This is a genomic window from Streptomyces sp. NBC_00996 (assembly GCF_045162675.1).
GTDB lineage: Bacteria > Actinomycetota > Actinomycetes > Streptomycetales > Streptomycetaceae > Streptomyces.
On the sequence record NZ_CP108723.1, the window covers coordinates 3058588 to 3076136 of the forward strand.

At 69.9% G+C, this 17549-nt stretch carries 11 protein-coding genes; 4 read left to right on the top strand and 7 right to left on the bottom strand.

The genetic code is table 11. From position 1 onward, the window contains the following. Positions 1 to 25: 25 nt before the first annotated feature. Positions 26 to 1957: a hypothetical protein gene (locus OG390_RS14445; RefSeq protein ID WP_406168045.1), complete on the top strand. Its 1932-nt coding sequence runs from the start codon at positions 26 to 28 to the stop codon at positions 1955 to 1957. Positions 1958 to 1984: 27 nt separating this feature from the next. Here OG390_RS14445 and OG390_RS14450 read toward each other — a convergent pair whose 3' ends face one another. After that, on the bottom strand, positions 1985 to 2266 hold the full coding sequence (locus OG390_RS14450) for a hypothetical protein (RefSeq protein ID WP_406168047.1): 282 nt from the start codon (positions 2264 to 2266) through the stop codon (positions 1985 to 1987). A 227-nt stretch (positions 2267 to 2493) separates the two neighbouring features. Here OG390_RS14450 and OG390_RS14455 point away from each other — a divergent pair, with 227 nt between their 5' ends. From OG390_RS14455 to OG390_RS14465, 3 genes are read left to right on the top strand one after another with little or no spacing between them, the layout of a single operon-like run. Continuing rightward, a complete protein-coding gene (locus OG390_RS14455; RefSeq protein ID WP_406168048.1) occupies positions 2494 to 3399 on the top strand; it encodes a metal-dependent hydrolase in 906 nt (301 codons plus the stop codon). Then, positions 3399 to 4481 carry a PDR/VanB family oxidoreductase gene (locus OG390_RS14460; protein ID WP_406168050.1) on the top strand — a complete coding sequence of 361 codons (1083 nt, stop codon included), beginning with the start codon at positions 3399 to 3401 and terminating at the stop codon, positions 4479 to 4481. Before OG390_RS14455 ends, OG390_RS14460 begins: the two co-directional genes overlap by 1 nt. A 56-nt stretch (positions 4482 to 4537) precedes the next feature. Continuing rightward, positions 4538 to 5239 (top strand): TetR/AcrR family transcriptional regulator, encoded by a 702-nt coding sequence (locus OG390_RS14465; protein WP_399078493.1) that lies wholly within the window; start codon positions 4538 to 4540, stop codon positions 5237 to 5239. 222 nt (positions 5240 to 5461) lie between these two features. Here OG390_RS14465 and OG390_RS14470 read toward each other — a convergent pair whose 3' ends face one another. The 6 genes from OG390_RS14470 to OG390_RS14495 all read right to left on the bottom strand — a co-directional run bounded on the left by OG390_RS14470 (position 5462) and on the right by OG390_RS14495 (position 17544). Then, entirely contained in the window at positions 5462 to 5815 is a 354-nt protein-coding gene (locus tag OG390_RS14470) for a 5-carboxymethyl-2-hydroxymuconate Delta-isomerase (RefSeq protein ID WP_406168052.1), read from the bottom strand. 28 nt (positions 5816 to 5843) lie between these two features. Then, positions 5844 to 7448 carry a SpoIIE family protein phosphatase gene (locus tag OG390_RS14475; RefSeq protein ID WP_406168054.1) on the bottom strand — a complete coding sequence of 535 codons (1605 nt, stop codon included), beginning with the start codon at positions 7446 to 7448 and terminating at the stop codon, positions 5844 to 5846. Between the two features lie 76 nt (positions 7449 to 7524). After that, positions 7525 to 12954, bottom strand: a complete 5430-nt coding sequence (gene pulA, locus OG390_RS14480) for a pullulanase-type alpha-1,6-glucosidase (protein WP_406177661.1) — start codon at positions 12952 to 12954, stop codon at positions 7525 to 7527. A gap of 144 nt (positions 12955 to 13098) precedes the next feature. Further along, complete coding sequence (locus tag OG390_RS14485) at positions 13099 to 14481, bottom strand: alpha-amylase family protein (RefSeq protein WP_406168056.1); 1383 nt, start codon at positions 14479 to 14481, stop codon at positions 13099 to 13101. Between the two features lie 253 nt (positions 14482 to 14734). Beyond that, positions 14735 to 16417 (bottom strand): glycoside hydrolase family 13 protein, encoded by a 1683-nt coding sequence (locus OG390_RS14490; protein ID WP_406168057.1) that lies wholly within the window; start codon positions 16415 to 16417, stop codon positions 14735 to 14737. 218 nt (positions 16418 to 16635) lie between these two features. Then, positions 16636 to 17544 (bottom strand): sugar ABC transporter permease, encoded by a 909-nt coding sequence (locus tag OG390_RS14495; protein WP_406168059.1) that lies wholly within the window; start codon positions 17542 to 17544, stop codon positions 16636 to 16638. Positions 17545 to 17549: the final 5 nt, after the last annotated feature.

Here is a 17549-nt window from a genome sequence, read left to right on the forward strand (position 1 = left end):
CACCGATTCGCTCGTTTTGCTGAACGTGCCGTCACAGGATCTAGCCCCGCGCCCCGCACCCTCCTCAGGACCCGTCGTCGACGTCGAGCAGGCCGAGGCCGCGCTCGTCGAGCATTATCCGCGGCTCGTCCGGCTCGCCTATCTGGTGCTGCCGCCGAGCCTCGGCCGCAACCGCAGGGTGCTGACCGCACACGCCCTCACCCAGCGCGCGCTGCCCCGGGGCCGTACGTCGGGTGACGCGTCGGTCATCCCGGCCCAGCAGTCGGGCGGCGGCCGCGACGGCGACCCGGGCTACACCTTCGTACGTCTCCAAGTGGTGCGTACGGCCCTGGAGGCGGGCCTGCCGCTGAAGCGGCGGGCGTGGCCCAAGCGGTCCCAGCTGCCGCCGCTGCTGCCTCAGGTGTGGGGTCTCAGGCTCTTCCCGCGCTCCGGGGGTGCCGACGAACTCGCCCTGGACCAGCGGCTGTCCGCGCTCTCCGCGCCCGCCCGCGCCGCGTATGTGCTGCGCGGTCTGGAGAAACTGTCCGACACGGACGTGCAGAAGGTGCTGACGGCGGCGGGGGCCGAGGACCCGCGTGCCGCGCTCGCCGAGGCGGGTGGCGTGGAGGCCCGGGACTCCCTCCTCGACTCCCCCGAGTTCGACCCCTGTTCCCTGCACGCCCGGCCCACCGACCTGATGCGGCGCAGGCAGCACATGAAGGCCGCGCTCGCCGCCACCGCGGCCGTGGCCGTATGCGGCGCGCTGCTCGGCCTGCCCGGCGACGGGTGGGGCCCGGACGGCGCCGCGGCTCCCTCGTACGCGCAGAACCCGGCGGCTGAAGCCGCTCTGAACCCCGCGCAGTTGACCAGGGTGGCCGCCACGGCATGGGAGTCGTCCGCGCGCACCGACTTCTCCGTGTGGCCGGCCCGCGGGAACCTCGTCGAGGACACCCCCCTGCTGCGCCGCGCCCTCGCCGTATGGGCCCGGCCCGGCGAGGCCGTTCAGGTCTCGGCGACGCCCGGCACCCCCTCCGGCGCCCCGCCCGGACCGCCGCAGCTGCTGTACGCGGGCGACGTGGACCAGGCGCGTGTGGTGCTCCTCTACGACGGTCTGCGCATCGCGCGCTACGCCGAGCCGAAGGACGGCACGAGCGGGGCCGCCCTCGACTTCGCGCGCGTCGACGGGGCGACCGGGGCCGAGGCGGACGCGGTGGTGCTGGACCGGGCCGACAGCAACGTCCGCTATCTCACGGCCCCATGGGTGACCAAGGCCGCGGAGCGGGATCTGCTGAAGCCGTCCTCCGGAGCGATGGACCTCACCCTCTCGGCCGACGGCGTGACCTCCCCGCTGGCCAGCCCGGCCCAGCGCACCGGTTCCTGCGCCTCGTGGAACGTGCTCCAGCTGAAGGACGACTCGGGCACCCACCTGATGACCGACCTCGGCGAACTGACCCCGGCCCACCTCACCGCCGGCCGCCCTTCGGCATCCCACGAGGCGTCCGGCGCCGAGGCCCTGCGCAACTGGTCGCCCTTCGCCTGCTCCCTCGCCTCCGTACGCTCACAGGGCGTGCGGTCCGTGAACGCCTGGCAGTACGCGCAGCAGCCGCTGCCCGAAGCGAGCGGCAGCGCGGAGTGGGTCTGCACCCGGGCCGACACCTGGCGGGGCGGCGGCACACGGGTGCTCGCCCAGTTCCACACCCCGGGCAGCGCGTACGGGGCGGTCGCCGCGAAGGCCGAGAACTCCCCGGCGTGCGGCGCGCGCGACCCCCACGTACTGGCCGGGGTGCTGTGGAAGTCGGCGGCGGGGTCCTGGTACCTGCTGGCTGCGGGCAGCCGGGACACCGACGCGATCCGGGCGACGGGCGGGGCGCGCGGGGCGTCCCAGGGCAACCTGCTGGCCGTGCGGGCCAAGCAGGGGGCACAGGCGGACCTCAAGGGGACGCTGAGCGACGGCAGGTCGATCGGCGCGCTGCGGTAGGCGCGTCCCCTCGGGCCCGTCGGCCTGTCAGTGGTTGAAGGACTGGCCTATGTACAGGAAGCCATCGGCCGGCAGACCGAGACCGGTCGCGGTGAACGCCTTGGAACCGGTGGCCGTGGTGCCCGTGGCGCTGCCCGGGAGCGTCCACAGGCCGCCGGTGTGGTTGCTCACCCCCGCCTCGTCGATGGCGTAGACCCCGATCATGGCGTCACCGCGCCCGTCGCCGTTGACGTCGGTGACCTTGGCGCCGGCTCCGAACCCACCCTCCGCGACCGCCGCGGCGGCCCCGCGGAGCCGTGCGCCCGTCACGGCGTCTTCGCACCAAGCGGCCTCGGGGAAGTGGGGTGCGTTTCCGCGTCGTCCGGTGCGGTGCATCGGCGTGCTGCCGCGTCGCCCTCGTCCTGGATGTCCTTGGGTGATGTGGCAGTGCGGCGAGGTGCCGTGCCGGGCGGCGTGGGGCGTGCCTCACTTCCCCGAGGCCGCTCAGCCGCTGCAAGAGGGTTCCCGGCGGACTTACCCGTCAGTACATTGACAGCATGTCTAACAAGCAGACCCGGCAGCCCCGGCCGGTCGAGTCCGAGCGGGTGGCACTCAAGGCGCGGAAGGTGTCGTTCTCCTGGGAGGACACGCCGCTGCACTGGGTACCGGGGGATCCCTTCGCCACGCACACCATCAATGTGCTGCATCTGCTGCTGCCGGCCGGTGAGCGCTGGTTCGTGCATGTGTACAAGCAGGTGCTGCCCTACATCCGGGACGACCGGCTGCGCGAGGACGTCATCGGGTTCATCGGCCAGGAGGCCATGCACGCGCAGGCGCACGACGAGGTACTCCCCCACCTCAAGGAACTCGGCCTGGACCCGACGCCGTACACCGCCCAGGTCGACTGGCTCTTCGAGAAGCTGCTCGGCGACCGCACGCTGCCGCCGGGCAAGGCCCGCAAGTGGTGGCTGATGGAGCGGGTCGCCATCATCGCGGCCATCGAGCACCACACCGCATTCCTCGGCAACTGGATACTGAACGCAGAGGAGTTGGACCGGCGAGGCGCCGACCCGACCATGCTGGACCTGCTGCGCTGGCACGGCGCGGAGGAGGTCGAGCACCGGTCCGTGGCGTTCGAGCTGTTCGTGCACGTCGACGGAAGCTACCGGCGGCGCGCGCGGACCTGGGCGACCGCCTTCACGGCGCTGGTCTTCCTGTGGCAGCGCGGGGCGCGGTTCTTCATGGAGAACGACCCGACGCCGGTGGCGGGCAGGGCGAGCTTCAAGGACTTCTACGTCAGTGGGAAGCAGGGCGTGCTGCCGTCGACCGGGGACATACTCAAGTCGATCCCCCGCTATCTCAGCCGCGCCTATCACCCGTCCCAGGAGGGATCGACCGAGCAGGCCGTCGCCTATCTCGCCTCCTCGCCCGCGGCGACGGCGGCGGACCGGAGGGTGGCCTGATGCCCCGGCTGCGGACCGTCGTCACCGTCGCAGGTGCGGCCCTGCTCGTCAGGCGCGCCATGCGCCGCCGGATCGAGGCCTCGCCGCTGTGGCCGCTGCCCGCCCTGGAGAACCCCGTCTCCGGCCGGCCGCGCTCGCGGGCACTGCGCCTGCTGGTCACCCGGCACGAGCGGGTCGCCGCCGGGGTCGTGCAACTGCGCGTGGAGGGACGGGACCTGCCGGGCTGGGAGCCGGGCGCGCATCTGGATCTGGTGCTGCCGTCGGGGCTCGTACGGCAGTACTCGCTGTGCGGTGACCCGGAGGACAGGTCGTCGTACACCGTCGCGACCCGGCTGGTCGAGGACGGGCGGGGCGGCTCGCGCGAGGTCCACGAGCAGCTCCGGGAGGGCATGGAGATCGAGGTGCGCGGGCCGCGCAATCGGTTCGCCCTGGTGGACGCCCCCGCGTACGTCTTCGTGGCCGGCGGCATCGGGATCACGCCGGTCCTGCCGATGCTGCGGGCCGCCCAGCTGAACGGCGCCGACTGGCGGCTGTTGTACGGCGGGCGCACGCGGGACTCGATGCCGTTCCAGGAGGAGATCGAGAAGCTTCCGGGCGGCAGGGTCACCGTCGTCGCCGAGGACGAGGACGGAAGGCCCGACCTCGACGCGCTGTTGACGGACGTTCCCGAGGGCGCTGCGGTCTACTGCTGTGGTCCGCAAGGGCTGATGGAGGCGGTCGAGGCCCGCCTCCCGGAGTCGGCGGCACTCCACATGGAGCGTTTTTCGCCCCCTGCGTCGAGCGAGGGCAACGTCGCGTTCGAGGTCGAACTGCGCCGCAGCGGGCGCACGGTGACCGTGCCGGCCGACTCCACCGTGCTCGCCGCCGTCCGCGCGGAGTTGCCGGGCACCGCCTACTCCTGCGAGCAGGGATTCTGCGGAACCTGCCGGCAGCGGGTGCTGGACGGGGAGGTCGAGCACCGGGACGAACTTGGGGGCACGTCCCACGCCCTTGAGGCAGTGGGGGAGGATGCGGAGCGTGCCGACTCGATGCTGATCTGTGTTTCGCGGGCACGTGGTGAGAGAATTGTGTTGGACATGTGAACGACCGTGGCCGGACCGGTCCGTTCCGGGCCGGATCCGATCGGTAAGGTGTTCGTATGACAACCGGGGTACGCCGCAGGATGGGTGTCGACGAGCGGCGGCAGCAGTTGATCGGCGTCGCCCTCGAACTGTTCAGCCGACGCTCGCCCGACGAGGTCTCCATCGACGAAATAGCCTCGGCCGCGGGCATCTCGCGGCCGTTGGTCTACCACTACTTTCCCGGCAAACTCAGCCTGTACGAGGCGGCGTTGCAGCGCGCGTCGGACGACCTCGCGGGCCGGTTCGTGGAGCCCCGGGAAGGCCCGCTGGGGGCGCGGCTGCTGCGGGTCATGCACCGGTTCTTCGACTTCGTGGACGACCACGGGCCCGGTTTCGCCGCGCTGATGCGGGGCGGCCCCGCGGTGGGCTCGTCCACCACCAACGCGCTGGTCGACGGCGTACGGCAGGCCGCGTACGTCCAGATGCTCTCGCATCTGCAGGTCGAGAACCCGCCCGCCCGTCTGGAGCTGGTGATCCGCTCCTGGATCTCGCTCGTCGAGTCGACGGCGCTGATCTGGCTGGACGGGCGGCGGATTCCACGCGGCGAGCTGGAGGTGCAGCTCGTGCACGACTTCGCGGCGCTGGCGGCGGTGAGCGCCGCGTACGACGAGGAGATGAGCCAGGTGCTGCGCCAGGGGCTCAAGGACGAGCCGGGCGACGGGCCGTTCAGCGACCTCGTCGTCCGGCTGGTCGCACTGGCCTCGCCACCGGCCGCATAAGAACCTGTGTCACATCCCCGGCCGGATCACGGCGCACGTCGTCCGGCGCGTGCGAGCGCAAGGCGCCGGAGCGTCCTCGATGGGGGTCCCCGCGCGAGCGCAGCCGAGCGTGAGGAAAGAGCCACCAGGACGTTTCGGCAACGCGGCTGGGGGTGCCCCCTCTGGGGGAATGCGTGCCGGACGGCGGGCGCCCGGCCGGGGATGTGCCACAGGCTCTGAGGGCTACTCCTCGAACTTGCGGTACGACGGATCGAGATCGCGGACCTCTGCGGACACGTGCAGCGAGAGCCCGTCGGTGGGCGCGATGTGCTTGCGCAGCAGCTCCAGCGCGGACTCGGCGAGCCGCGCCTTGGTCTCGTCGGTGCGGCCGGCGAGCAGGGCGATCGTGACGTGGACGATCGCCTGCCCGTCCGCCTCCGCTCCCACCACGTCGTCCTCGGTGCGCAGGGTCCGCGTCTTGCACGCCTCGAGCCGCGCGGCCGCGGTCTCCACGACCACGGGGTGCAGCTCGCGCGCGAAGCCGCGCCAGTCGACGTGGTCGAGCGCCGAGGAGAACTCGACGGTGATCTGCGGCATGGGAACTCCTGTTCTCGGGGTCTCCCGATCACCCTAGCCGCAGCGCCAGCAGCGCGATGTCGTCCTCCCTGTCCCGGCCGAAGCAGTCCAGCAGGGTGTCGCAGAGGGCGGCCGTGCCGGACGGGGCGGCGGCCCCGGCGGTGCGAAGCTGCTCCAGGGAGACCTCCAGGTCCGTGCCGCGGGTCTCGATGAGGCCGTCGGTGACCATGAGGAGCCGGTCCGCGGGCGTCAGGGCGACTTCGGTGGGCGGCGGGCGGTCCAGGCCTAGGCCGAGCAGCGGGCCGTGGACCTCGACGTAGTCGGCGGTGCCGTCGTTGCCGACGATCAGCGGCGGGAGGTGGCCCGCGTTGGCGATCCGGGCCCGCCCGCTCGCCGGGTCGACCAGGACCAGACAGACGGTGGCAGTGACGTCGGGGTGATAGTGCTGCAGCATCCGGTCGAGCCGCCGGGCCAGCACCCCGGGGTCGCATTCCTCGACGCAGTAGGCGCGCAGCGCGTGCCGGATCTCGACCATCACGGTGGCCGCCTCCAGCGAGTGTCCGACGACGTCGCCGACGGCGGCGAGTACTCCGGCCGAGGTGCGCAGGGCCGCGTAGAAGTCGCCGCCGATCTCGGTCTGCCGGGAGGCGGGCACATAGCGAACCACGACCTCGGCGCCCGGCAGCGCGGGCAACTCCTGTGGCAGGAAGCTGTGTTGGAGGGTCAGCGCGACATGGCGCTCCGCCTGGTACATCAGCAGCGGCTCAGCCGCCAGTGCGGTGGCGCGGGCGAGCCGGGCCACCAGGGTGTCGGCCTCCGGCGCCGTGTCGCGATCGGCGCCCGCGGGCGTGGCGAGGCACACCGGTGTCCTGCCGTCCTGGGTCCGGGCCAGCACGAGACGCGCGTCCTCGGACACGCCGGGACGGAAGAAGCCCCCGGGCCACAGCGGGGCGGGGACGACGGTACGGCGCACTCCGGTGTGCCCGGCCGCGTGCCGGATCAGCCGGGCCACGGCCTCGTGCGCGCCGTGGTCCGGCAGCGCCGCCCGCGCCCTGCTCCGGGACATTCCGCGGTAGAGCTCGCCGTCCTCGGCCAGGACGAACACGGCGGCGGGCGAGCCGGTGAGCCGGGCGGTGCCCTCGGCCGCGGCGTCGGCGAGTTCCCGCAGGCAGCGCGCCGTCTGCACGGCCGCGATCGTCTCCGACAGCAGTGTCAGCCGTCGTACCAGCGTCTCGGCGCCCGTGCGCATCCTGGCTCCGCGCACCGCGGCCCGGACGACCGCCTGGATCTCCTCGGGTTCCGCGGGCACCGCCAAGTACGCCTCGCCGCCCGCGTCCAGACCCCGGCAGCGGTCGGCGGGACTCGCGGACACGGCGGAGAAGTGCACCACGGGCAGGGCGGCCGTGGGCGGCTGCGCCTTGAGTCTGCGGCACAGCTCGAAGCCGTTCATGTCCGGGAGCCCGACGTCCACCAGCGCCAGGTCGGGCAAGTCGCCCGCGCGCAGCCTCAGGTCGAGTTCGATGAGCGCCTCACCCGCGTTGGCCACGGGAATGACGCTGTGCCCGGCGCGGCTGAGCAATGCGCCCAGCGCATAGCGGTTGGCCGCCGTGTCGTCGACCACCATGACGGTGGACTCGGTGTCGATGCCGTCCATGCAACAGCCCCTCGGGGCACGGGTGGTGGGAGCAGTCCGGGATGTCCGGGCCTGCCCCCGCCAAGCTAGTGCGCTGTCACGAGGTCCGGGTGAAAACCGCGACCGTACGACCCGGAACGGCGAAGGTGCCGGATTTCTCCGCGTAGGACGAGGACTTGACGGTAGAGTCCGCGCCCGATGCCTGCACCGGGTGCAGCGCGTACGCCGTCCCGGCCAGGGCACCGATCGTCTGCTCCTGCTTCTCGGGCGTCGCGTTGAAGACGACGAGCAGGTCGCCGAGCCGCATCGTGATCACCCCGGGCGTCTCGTCCTTGCCGGACAGCGGGAAGGACAGCTTCGACTGCACCTGGTCGGCCGTGCCGAGTCCGAAGACGTTCTCGGTCGAACGGATCTTCAGCAGATCCCGGTAGGCGGCCGAGGCACCCTCGATCTGGTCGCATCCCACCTTGACCGACGTCAACAGCGGTGTTGCGTAGGGCCACTTGGAGGCGTTGTCGGCCGCCATCGGCAGCCCGGCCCCGAAGCCGTTGCCCTCCTGGCAGTTCCAGTGGATGGCGTTGAACCAGTCGCCGCTGTCGAACGAGTTGCGGTCGAGCGACTTGGAGCGCAGCAGGTCGGAGCCGGCCTGAGACAGGGACGGGCCCTGCGAGAGAGTGGCCGTCGCCATGGCGAGAACCTGCATACGGGCCCGGTCGTCCGCGCTCGTGGTGGCGGGCAGCTTGTAGGTGAGCGCGTCGTACAACGACTCGTTGTCGTGCGCGTCGGCGTAGGCGAGCGCGTCACCGGGCGCGTCCGCGTAGCCGGCGGGCTGGCCGTTGTAGTCGACCTCGGAGCCCTTGACCTCCTTGCCGTCGGAGTCGGTGAAGCGGTACTTCGCTAGGTTGCCGGTCAGGCCGACCTTGATGAGGTCCTGGTAGTGCAGGAGCCTCGCCTCCTGCTCCGCCGACGTTCCGTTGGCGGTCGAGGAGTTGGGGTCGGTGTAGAGACCGGAGGCGAAGCCCTGGATGCCCGGGTCGCCGTCGAACGGACTGCCACCGCGTACGGCGTCACGCGCCCGGTCGGAGAAGGTCGCGATCCCGGTTCCCGCCATGTTCTTCTGGGTGGCCTGCACGAAGCGGGCGTCGTCGGCGACCTCGCCGAAGTTCCAGCCCTCGCCGTACAGAATGATCTTCTTGCCGTCGACGCCGTCCTTGGCGAGGGTGAGCGCGTCGAGGGCCTTCCTGACCGCCAGGATGTTGGCCTTGGGGTGGTGGCCCATGAGGTCGAAGCGGAAGCCGTCGACCTTGTACTCCTTGGCCCAGGTGACGATCGAGTCCACGACGAGTTTGCCCATCATGGCGTTCTCGGTCGCGGTGTTGGCACAGCAGGTCGAGGTGGCCACACTGCCGTCGGCGAGAAGGCGCTGATAGTAGCCGGGCACCACCTTGTCGAGCACACTCGTGTCGGCCTGGCCGCTCGCCGCGGTGTGGTTGTAGACCACGTCCATGACGACCCGCAGACCGTCCTCGTTCAGCGAGGTGACCATCTTGCGGAACTCGACCGTGCGCTCGGTGCCGTCGGGGTCGGTCGCGTACGAGCCTTCCGGCACCGTGTAGTGGTACGGGTCGTAGCCCCAGTTGTACGCGTCCTTCGCGGCGACCTTGGACACGCACTCCTGCTGCTTCTCGGAGTCGGCCGCGTACGAGGCCAGGTCGCAGTCGGTGGCCGCCTGGTCGGCCTTCTTCTCGGGGATCGTCGCGATGTCGAACGCGGGCAGCAGGTGCACGTACGACGTACCGGACTCGGCCAGCTGCCTCAGGTGACGGGAGCCGTCGCTGTCCTTGTCGGTGAAGGCGAGGTACGTGCCCTTGTCCTTCGCGGGAACGGTCTTGTCCGCCACCGAGAAGTCCCGGATGTGCAGCTCCTGGATCTGGGCGTCCTTCAGCGCCACGGCCTTGGGCTTCTTCAGGTTCGACCAGCCGTGCGGGGCGAGGGACTTGGCGTCGAGGTCGACGACCAGGCTGCGCTTGGAGTCGGCGGTCAGGGCCACCGAGTACGGGTCGGTGACCTTGTTGGTGACGAGCTTCTGGACGGTCGGCGCCCACACCTTCACGACATACCGGTAGGGCTTGTTCGTCCAGGGCTTCTCGCCGGTGACGGACCAGACGCCGGTGGTGGCGTCCCGCTTCATCGCGACCGTGGAGCCGTCGAGGTCGAGGCTCACCGACTGCGCGGTGGGTGCCCAGACGGACAGCGTGGGACGGCCGTGGTGGAAGGCCGGACCGAGCTGTGCCTTGGTCGCGTCGTACACGTCATCCAGTACGCCGGCGATCTGGACGCCCGTCGCCGCCAGAACCGCGCCGTTGGCGGCCCGTTGCGACGCTACGATCTGACCGCTCAGCGCCTCGCGCACCCGGTCGCGGTCGCGCGGGTCGACGGACCAGGCGGTGTAGTCCTTCAGGTGCGGGAGCTTGGCCTTCTGGGCGTCGGTGAGGGTGGTCTTGGACAGGCGGAGCCAGCGCTCGTCGTCGCTGGTCAGCGCGCCGCCCTTGACCACGATCGAGCCGTCGCGGGAGTAGAGCAGCTGGGTGGAGACCGCCGCGTCGGAGCCGTTCCAGGCGACCGTGTTCCGGTCGATCCAGACCGCCTTGGAGGTGGTCAGGTCGAGCGCGGCCGCGCTGCCCACGGGCTGCGGAAGCAGATACTTCTCCTGGCCGTTCAGCAGCCACACCTCGTGGCCGTCGGCCGAGAGGTCGAGCGACTGGTCGGCGGAGAGGTCCTTCTCGTCGCCCTTGTGGATGATGTAGCTGAGGCTGGTGGCACCCTCCGCGAGCGGCACCTCGAAGACAGCGCCATAGGCGTCGGTCTTCACCGGCTCCAGGGGCTTCGACCAGTCCGTGGGCGTCGCGGCACCGGTCCAGACGTGCAGTCTCCAGCCGGTGTAGTCGCCGTCGGCGCGGTGGTAGTGGAGGACGGCCTTGGTCTTGTCCTGCGCCGGGTAGTCGGGCCGCTCGGTCTGTACGGCCTCCTTGCCCTGCTCGACCCAGACCTCACCGGTCTTGGTGACGTCGATCGTGCGGTCGGCGGCGACGTCCTTGTTGCCGTCCTTGTCGATGACGAGGAAGCCGACACTGGAGGCGCCCGGCTTCACCTTCACGTAGGCGAAGGCACCGTAGGCGTCGCGGCCGATGAAGTCGTGCCCCGCGGGCCAGGTCGTCGATTCGCCGTCGGCGAGGTCGCCCCAGGCGTAGAGCCGCCAGTCGGTGTAGTCGCCGTCGGTGCGCTTGTAGTGGACGATCGCGTAGTCGCGCGAGGAGGCCGTCGGGACCTCTTCGGCGGGCGGGGTGCCGGTCGTCGACGTCGCTGTCGCGCTCGCCGTGCGTCCGGCCGAGTCGATCACCACCGCCTTGTAGCGCAGGGCGGTTCCGGCCGGTACGTCCTTGCCGATGGCCTGGGTGACCTTGTACGGGGCGTGGTCGGCGGAGCCGAGGGTCCGCCACTTTCCGTTGCCGACCTGGGCGGCGAAGACGACGCGGTTGAGCTGACCGCCTCCCCCACTCTCGGCTTCGCTCGAGCGGGAGGTGCCCCCATCGCCGGCCGACAGCTCGACGGTTCCGGTGGCGCCCTCGGCCGGGGCCTTCAGAGTCAGCGACGGCTTCGCGGCGGGAGCGCCGGGCCTGCCCGCGGCCTTGAGGACGATCGACGACCCGGCCGGGACGGTGACCGTCACCTTCTTGTCGGCGTCACTCGTCACGGTGGTCGACGTCCCGTAGATCCCACGGAACGTCATGGTCGCCGAGCCGGTCGCGAACGTCGCTGTCTTCGCCTCGTCGGCGTTGTTCACCGCGACCACGTACTCGGTGCCGGTGCCCGCGTCCGTGCGCGAGAAGGCGTACACGCCCGCGCCGTCGGCGGCGTACCGCTCCGTCTGGACGCCGTCCGCGAGGGCCGGGTTCTCCTTGCGGAGCTTGGAGAGAGCGGCGATCTGCCGGTAGAGCGGCGCACTCGTGTCGTACGCGTCGCTCGCGTGCGTGCGGGTGGTGCCGATCTCGTCGTCGTCGAGGTAGTCGGCGACCTTGGAGGCGAACATCGTCTGGCGGGCGTCCTTGTCGCCGCCGGAGCCGGTGAAGCCCTGCTCGTCGCCGTAGTAGACGACGGGGTTGCCGCGGCTGAGGAACATCAGCTCATTGGCGAGCTCGTCCTTCTTCAGCAACTGCGCGTCGGTCGCCTTCGGGTTGTCCTGGTCGAGGAAGTACCCGATACGGCCCATGTCGTGGTTGCCGAGGAAGGTGACCTGCTCGTACGCGTTGGCCTTGTCCGTCGTGTACTTGTAGTCGTCACCGAAGACCGAGGCGAGCTTCTGGGCACTGCCGCCCTGGGAGGCGTACGAGCGTGCCGCGTCCTGGAACGGGAAGTCGAGCGTGGCGTCGAGGCGGCCCTGGGTGACGTACGGCGAGGTGATCGACGTGTCGGCGGAGTAGACCTCGCCGAACATGAAGAAGTTCTTCCGGCCGTGCCGGGCGGCGTACGCGTCGAGCGCGGTGGCCCACTGCGTCCAGAACTCCATGTTCACGTGCTTCACGGTGTCGATCCGGAAGCCGTCGATACCGAAGTCCCGGACCCACTTCTCGTAGATCTTCTCCATGCCTCTGACGACCTCGGGGCGCTCGGTCCACAGGTCGTCGAGGCCGGAGAAGTCGCCGTTCGTGGAGCTCTCGCCGGCGAAGGTGGAGTCACCGCGGTTGTGGTACATCGTCGGGTCGTTCAGCCACGACGGGACCTTGGCGTTCTTCTTCGCGGCGGGCACGGTCGGTGTACGCGGGAAGGAGTCGGCGTCGACGGCCGGGAACTCGGCGGTGCCGTCCGCGTAGTCGGCGTCGTCGAAGGGCACACCGTCCTTGGTCAGATACGGGAAGGCACCCTGGGAGAGGTAGTCGTAGGACTTCTCCTCGTAGTCGACGACATCGGCCGTGTGGTTGGTGATGACGTCGAAGAAGACCTTCATGCCCTTGGCGTGGGCCTTGGAGATCAGCGTCTCCAAGTCCTTGTTGGTGCCGAAGTGCGGGTCGACCTGGGTGAAGTCGGTGATCCAGTAGCCGTGGTAGCCGGCCGAGGCGTCCTTGCCGGTGCCCTGTACGGGCTGGTTCTTGAAGATCGGCGCCATCCAGATGGAGGTGGTGCCGAGGCCCTTGATGTAGTCGAGCCTCTTGGTCAGGCCCTTGAGGTCGCCGCCCTGGTAGAAGCCCTTGTCGGTGGGGTCGTAACCGGTCGACAGGCGGGACCCGGTCAGGCCGCCCTGGTCGTTGGACGTGTCGCCGTTGGCGAAGCGGTCCGGCATCACGAAGTAGAACTGCTCGCGGGTGTCGTCGTGTCGCGACGGCTCGGCGGCGAGCTTCGCGTCGGACGGAGGTGCGGGCGGGGTGTCGGCCCGCGCGGCGAGGGGCTGCGCAAGCGATACGGCCAGAGCGGCGGCGAGGACGGCTGCGCGCAGCCTCAGTCGGCGGCGCGCCGGCCCTCTCGGTATCAGGTCCACAGGTGTGAACTCCTAGCGATTACGGCGTATTCGGGTCCGACCCCGCGCTGCGTTTCGGCCACGATGCCGAACGCCCGCGTGACCGTATCGCTCACGCAAGGTTTACAGCAAGAGTCTTGCAATGTGCGGCAAGGACTTTCAGCAGCTGGTCTTGCCTGAGTAGATCGCCAGCGCGGTGTTGGAACCCAGCGTCGCCGTGAACTGGCCGGAGCTGTTGACCGTGATGCTGGTGTTGTTCTGGACGTTGCAGTACGTGCCCGCGGCGAGCGAGGTGGTGTACGTCCGGGTCAGCGCGGAGGACTCGTGATTGATGGCCACGAAGCCCTTGCTGCCGCGGCCGAAGGCGATGGCGTCGGCGCCGTTGTCCCACCAGTTGGTCAGGGACTGGCCACGGGTGGCGTTGCGGAAGGCGACCATCGACTTGATCTCCGGCCAGGCGTGCTGGCACTTCCAGCCGTCCTGCCAACAGGCGTTGACCGTACCGCCGTTGGGCGGGCCCGCGTCCGCGTCGGACCACTCGTAGCCGGAGTTGATGTCGGGCGCACCGTACGGGTACGCGAGCATGAAGACGTTCGCGAGGGTGTAGTTCGCGCCGTCCTTGTAGTTGAGCGTCGAGCCGTTGCGCTCGGTGTCGTGGTTGTCGACGAACACACCCGCGACCGAGCTGCTCATGTAGCCCCAGCCCTCGCCGTAGTTCTTCAGGTAGGCGAGGTTCTCGTTGTTAAAGACCCGCTTGAGGTCGTCGGCGTAGCGGAACTCCTGGACGTCGCCGTTGCCCGTGTACTCGGTCGGCTGGACGGCCTCGCCCGAGCCGTAGATGACCTCCTGCTTCCAGTACGCGGACGGATTGCTCAGCCGGGACTTGATGTTGGCGAGGTCGGTCGCGGGGATGTGCTTGGCCGCGTCGATGCGGAAGCCGTCGACGCCGAGGCCGAGCAGGTCGTTCATGTAGCCGGCGATGGTCTTGCGGACGTACTCCTCGCCGGTGTCCAAGTCCGCCAGGCCAACCAGTTCACAGTGCTGAACGTTCCAGCGATCCTGGTAGTTGGTGACCTGGGAGGTGCAGTCGTCGAAGTCGAAGGACGAGTACAGGCCCGGGTAGTCGTACTTGGTGTACGAGGAACCACCCGTGCCGGTGCCACTGCCCGCCGACATGTGGTTGATCACCGTGTCGGCGACGACCTTCACCCCGGCCGCGTGGCAGGTGTTCACCATATTCCGGAAGGCCGTACGGTCACCGAGCCGGCCGGCGATCTTGTAGCTCACGGGCTGGTACGAGGTCCACCACTGCGAGCCCTGTATGTGCTCGGCGGGCGGGGACACCTGGACGTAGCCGTAACCGGCCGGGCCCAGCGTGTTGGTGCATTCCTTGGCGACCGAGTCGAACTTCCACTCGAACAGGACGGCGGTGACGTCCTTCGTTCCGGGGGGTGCCGCGTGTGCGGTGCCTGCGGGGACGGCGAGTGCGACCGACGCGACCGCCGCGATGGCGAGGGCGCCAGAGAGGGTTCTGCTGGCCATGTGGGGGTCCTTCTCCGTTGAAGGTTCTTACTGAAGGATGGCTGAAACTTTTCAGCCATCCAGAAGTTACGAGCCCCACATGTACCGGTCAACCCTCTGGACACGCCTTCTTCAGTTGCACGAAACCCCTTCACATCAGCGCGAGTTGTCCCTTCTGACCTGTACGGGAGACGACAGTGGCTTGCCACCCGGAGCGGGTGGCAAGCCACTGGAAAACTGACAGAAAGTTGCTGCAAAGTCCCTTGAGGGCCCGTCAGGCCGTCGTCCACCACACGGTCGTGTCCGCGGGCAGCTTCGCCTCGCCGTCCTGCGACAGGGTCACCTCGCCGCTGGCGAGGAGCACGCGGCCGTACGCCGGGACGGTCACCGCCTCGCCCCCGGTGTTCGCGGTGCAGACGAACTCCCCGCGGCGGAAGGCGAGTACGCCCTCGGGCACCTTCAGCCAGGTGACCGAGTCGCCCGCGCCGAGGTCTGCCTCGGCGCGCCGGACGGCGAGCGCACTGCGGTACAGCTCCAGGGTCGAGCCCTCGGTCCCGGTCTGCGCCTCGACGCTCAGCTCGGCCCACTCGGCGGGCTGCGGCAGCCAGCTGCCGCCACTGCCGAAGCCGTACGAGGAGCCGGTGCGGGTCCACGGGATCGGCACCCGGCAGCCGTCACGGAACCCGTCCTGACCGGCGCCCCGGAAGTAGGCGGGGTCCTGACGCACCTCGTCCGGCAGGTCCACGACGTCCGGCAGGCCGAGCTCCTCGCCCTGGTAGAGGTAGGCGGAGCCGGGCAGCGCCAGCATCAGCAGGGTCGCCGCCCGGGCCCGGCGCAGGCCCAGCTCCCGGTCGCCCGCGGTGCGGATCTGGGTGCCGAGCCCGGCCTCGTTGGCGAAGCGCGTGGCGTGCCGGGTCACGTCGTGGTTGGACAGCACCCAGGTGGAGGGGGCGCCCACCGGCCGCATCGCGTCGAGGGTGCGGTCGATGACGGAGCGCAGCTCGTCGGCGTCCCAGTGGGTGCCCAGGTACTGGAAGTTGAAGGCCTGGTGCAGCTCGTCGGGGCGCACGTAGTTGGCGGTACGCTCGATGGTCGGCGTCCACGCCTCCGCGACGAAGATCCGCTCACCCGCGTACTCGTCGAGGATCGTGCGCCACTGCCGGTAGACGGCGTGCACGCCGTCCTGGTCGAAGAACGGCATGACATCGTTGCCCAGCAGCTTCAGCTGGTCGTGGTCGCCCAGGTCCGGCAGCCCGTCCGCCTTCACCAGGCCGTGCGCCACGTCGATGCGGAAGCCGTCGACTCCCATGTCCAGCCAGAAGCGCAGGATCGAGCGGAACTCGTCGCCCACAGCCGGGTGGTCCCAGTTGAAGTCGGGCTGCTCGGGCGCGAAGAGGTGCAGGTACCACTCGCCGGGGGTGCCGTCCGGCTCGGTCACCCGCGTCCAGGCCGGGCCACCGAAGATGGACTCCCAGTCGTTGGGCGGCAGTTCGCCGTTCGTGCCCTTGCCGGGCCGGAAGTAGTAGCGCTCCCGCGCCGGCGAGCCGGGGCCTTCGCGCAGCGCCCGCTTGAACCACTCGTGCTGGTCGGAGGAGTGGTTGGGGACCAGGTCGACGATGATCCGCAGACCCAGTTCGTGGGCGTCGCGGATGAGGGCGTCGGCGTCCATGAGGTTGCCGAACATGGGATCGACGGCCCGGTAGTCCGCCACGTCGTAGCCGGCGTCGGCCTGCGGCGAGGCATAGAAGGGGCTGAGCCACACGGCGTCCACGCCGAGGTCGCGCAGATACGGGAGTCGGGAACGTACGCCCTCCAGGTCGCCCATGCCGTCGCCGTTGCTGTCGGCGAAGCTGCGCGGATAGACCTGGTAGATCACCGCGTCGCGCCACCAGTCGCGGTGGCCGGCGACAGTGGCGAGAGCGGAGTTCGGGGCCTGGTCGGCGGAGTGCTGGCTCATGGCGTCCTTGATGCGATGGGGTCCCCGGCTCCGGGGGTCTCCCCAGGCCTTGGGGCACTGGGGGGAGAAGCCGGGAGTGGGGGAGGAATTCGGGTCATGGCTGCGTCTGGGGGGGCGAGGGGATGAGGCGGCCGCGATGCCGGCGGGGTCGGATGGGCACCGCGGCCGCCACCCGCGCACGTCGAGTGCGCGGGAGCCTTTGGATGACGCGGGGCGGATCAGCCCTTCGTGCCGCCCGCGGTGAGGCCGCTCACCAGGTTCTTCTGGACGAGGTAGAAGAACGCGGAGACGGGTATCGCCACCAGAACCGCGGTGGCGGCCATCAGGTTGCGCTGCGCGTCGTGCTCGCTGACGAAGCTCTGCAGTCCGACGGCGAAGGTGTACTTCGTGTCGGACAGCATGAACGTCGAGGCGAAGGCGACCTCGCCGAACGCGGTGATGAAGCTGTAGAAACCGGCAACCGCCAGGCCGGGCTTGGCGAGCGGCAGGATCAGTCGCGCGAACGTACCGAAGGGGGACAGCCCGTCGACACGTCCCGCCTCGTCGATCTCGAACGGGATGGTGTCGAAGTAGCCCTTGAGCAGCCAGGCGCAGTACGGCACGGCGGTCGAGCAGTAGACGAGGATCAGGCCGAGATAGCTGTCGATGAGCTGCAGGTCCGAGAGGATCTGGTACATCGGCACGATGAGTACGGCGATGGGGAACATCTGGGTGACCAGGAGCACCCACATGAACTTCTTGTAGCCGGGGAAGCGCATGCGGGACACCGCGTAGCCGGTGGTCGCGGCCACCATCACACCGATGATCGTGGTGCCGAGCGAGACGATGAGCGAAGTCTTCATCCACTCGAAGAAGTTCGTGTGCTGCAACACGAACGAGTAGTTGTCGAACGTCATCTTGTCCCAGATGCCCGCGGGGTGCAGATAGTCGTCCTTGTCCGGGCCGAGGGACAGGAAGAACAGCCACGCGACCGGGAACAACGCGATCAGGCTCGCGACGATCAGGATGCCGTGGGAAGTCAGGGACGCGGCGATGCCGCGGTCACCACGTCTGCGCGCCTTGCGGGGCGACTCGTCGTCCGCGGGGACCTGGTCGGCCGGGGGCGTCTGAAGGGTGGTCGTGCTCATGGGGA

Excerpts from the sequence above, each read along its gene's own strand:
- OG390_RS14460 (WP_406168050.1), top strand. The coding sequence starts at position 3,399 with ATGCCCCGGCTGCGGACCGTCGTCACCGTCGCAGGTGCGGCCCTGCTC.
- OG390_RS14495 (WP_406168059.1), bottom strand. The coding sequence starts at position 17,544 with ATGAGCACGACCACCCTTCAGACGCCCCCGGCCGACCAGGTCCCCGCG.
- OG390_RS14465 (WP_399078493.1), top strand. The coding sequence starts at position 4,538 with ATGACAACCGGGGTACGCCGCAGGATGGGTGTCGACGAGCGGCGGCAG.
- OG390_RS14470 (WP_406168052.1), bottom strand. The coding sequence starts at position 5,815 with ATGCCGCAGATCACCGTCGAGTTCTCCTCGGCGCTCGACCACGTCGAC.
- OG390_RS14485 (WP_406168056.1), bottom strand. The coding sequence starts at position 14,481 with ATGGCCAGCAGAACCCTCTCTGGCGCCCTCGCCATCGCGGCGGTCGCG.
- OG390_RS14490 (WP_406168057.1), bottom strand. The coding sequence starts at position 16,417 with ATGAGCCAGCACTCCGCCGACCAGGCCCCGAACTCCGCTCTCGCCACT.
- OG390_RS14455 (WP_406168048.1), top strand. The coding sequence starts at position 2,494 with ATGTCTAACAAGCAGACCCGGCAGCCCCGGCCGGTCGAGTCCGAGCGG.
- OG390_RS14475 (WP_406168054.1), bottom strand. The coding sequence starts at position 7,448 with ATGGACGGCATCGACACCGAGTCCACCGTCATGGTGGTCGACGACACG.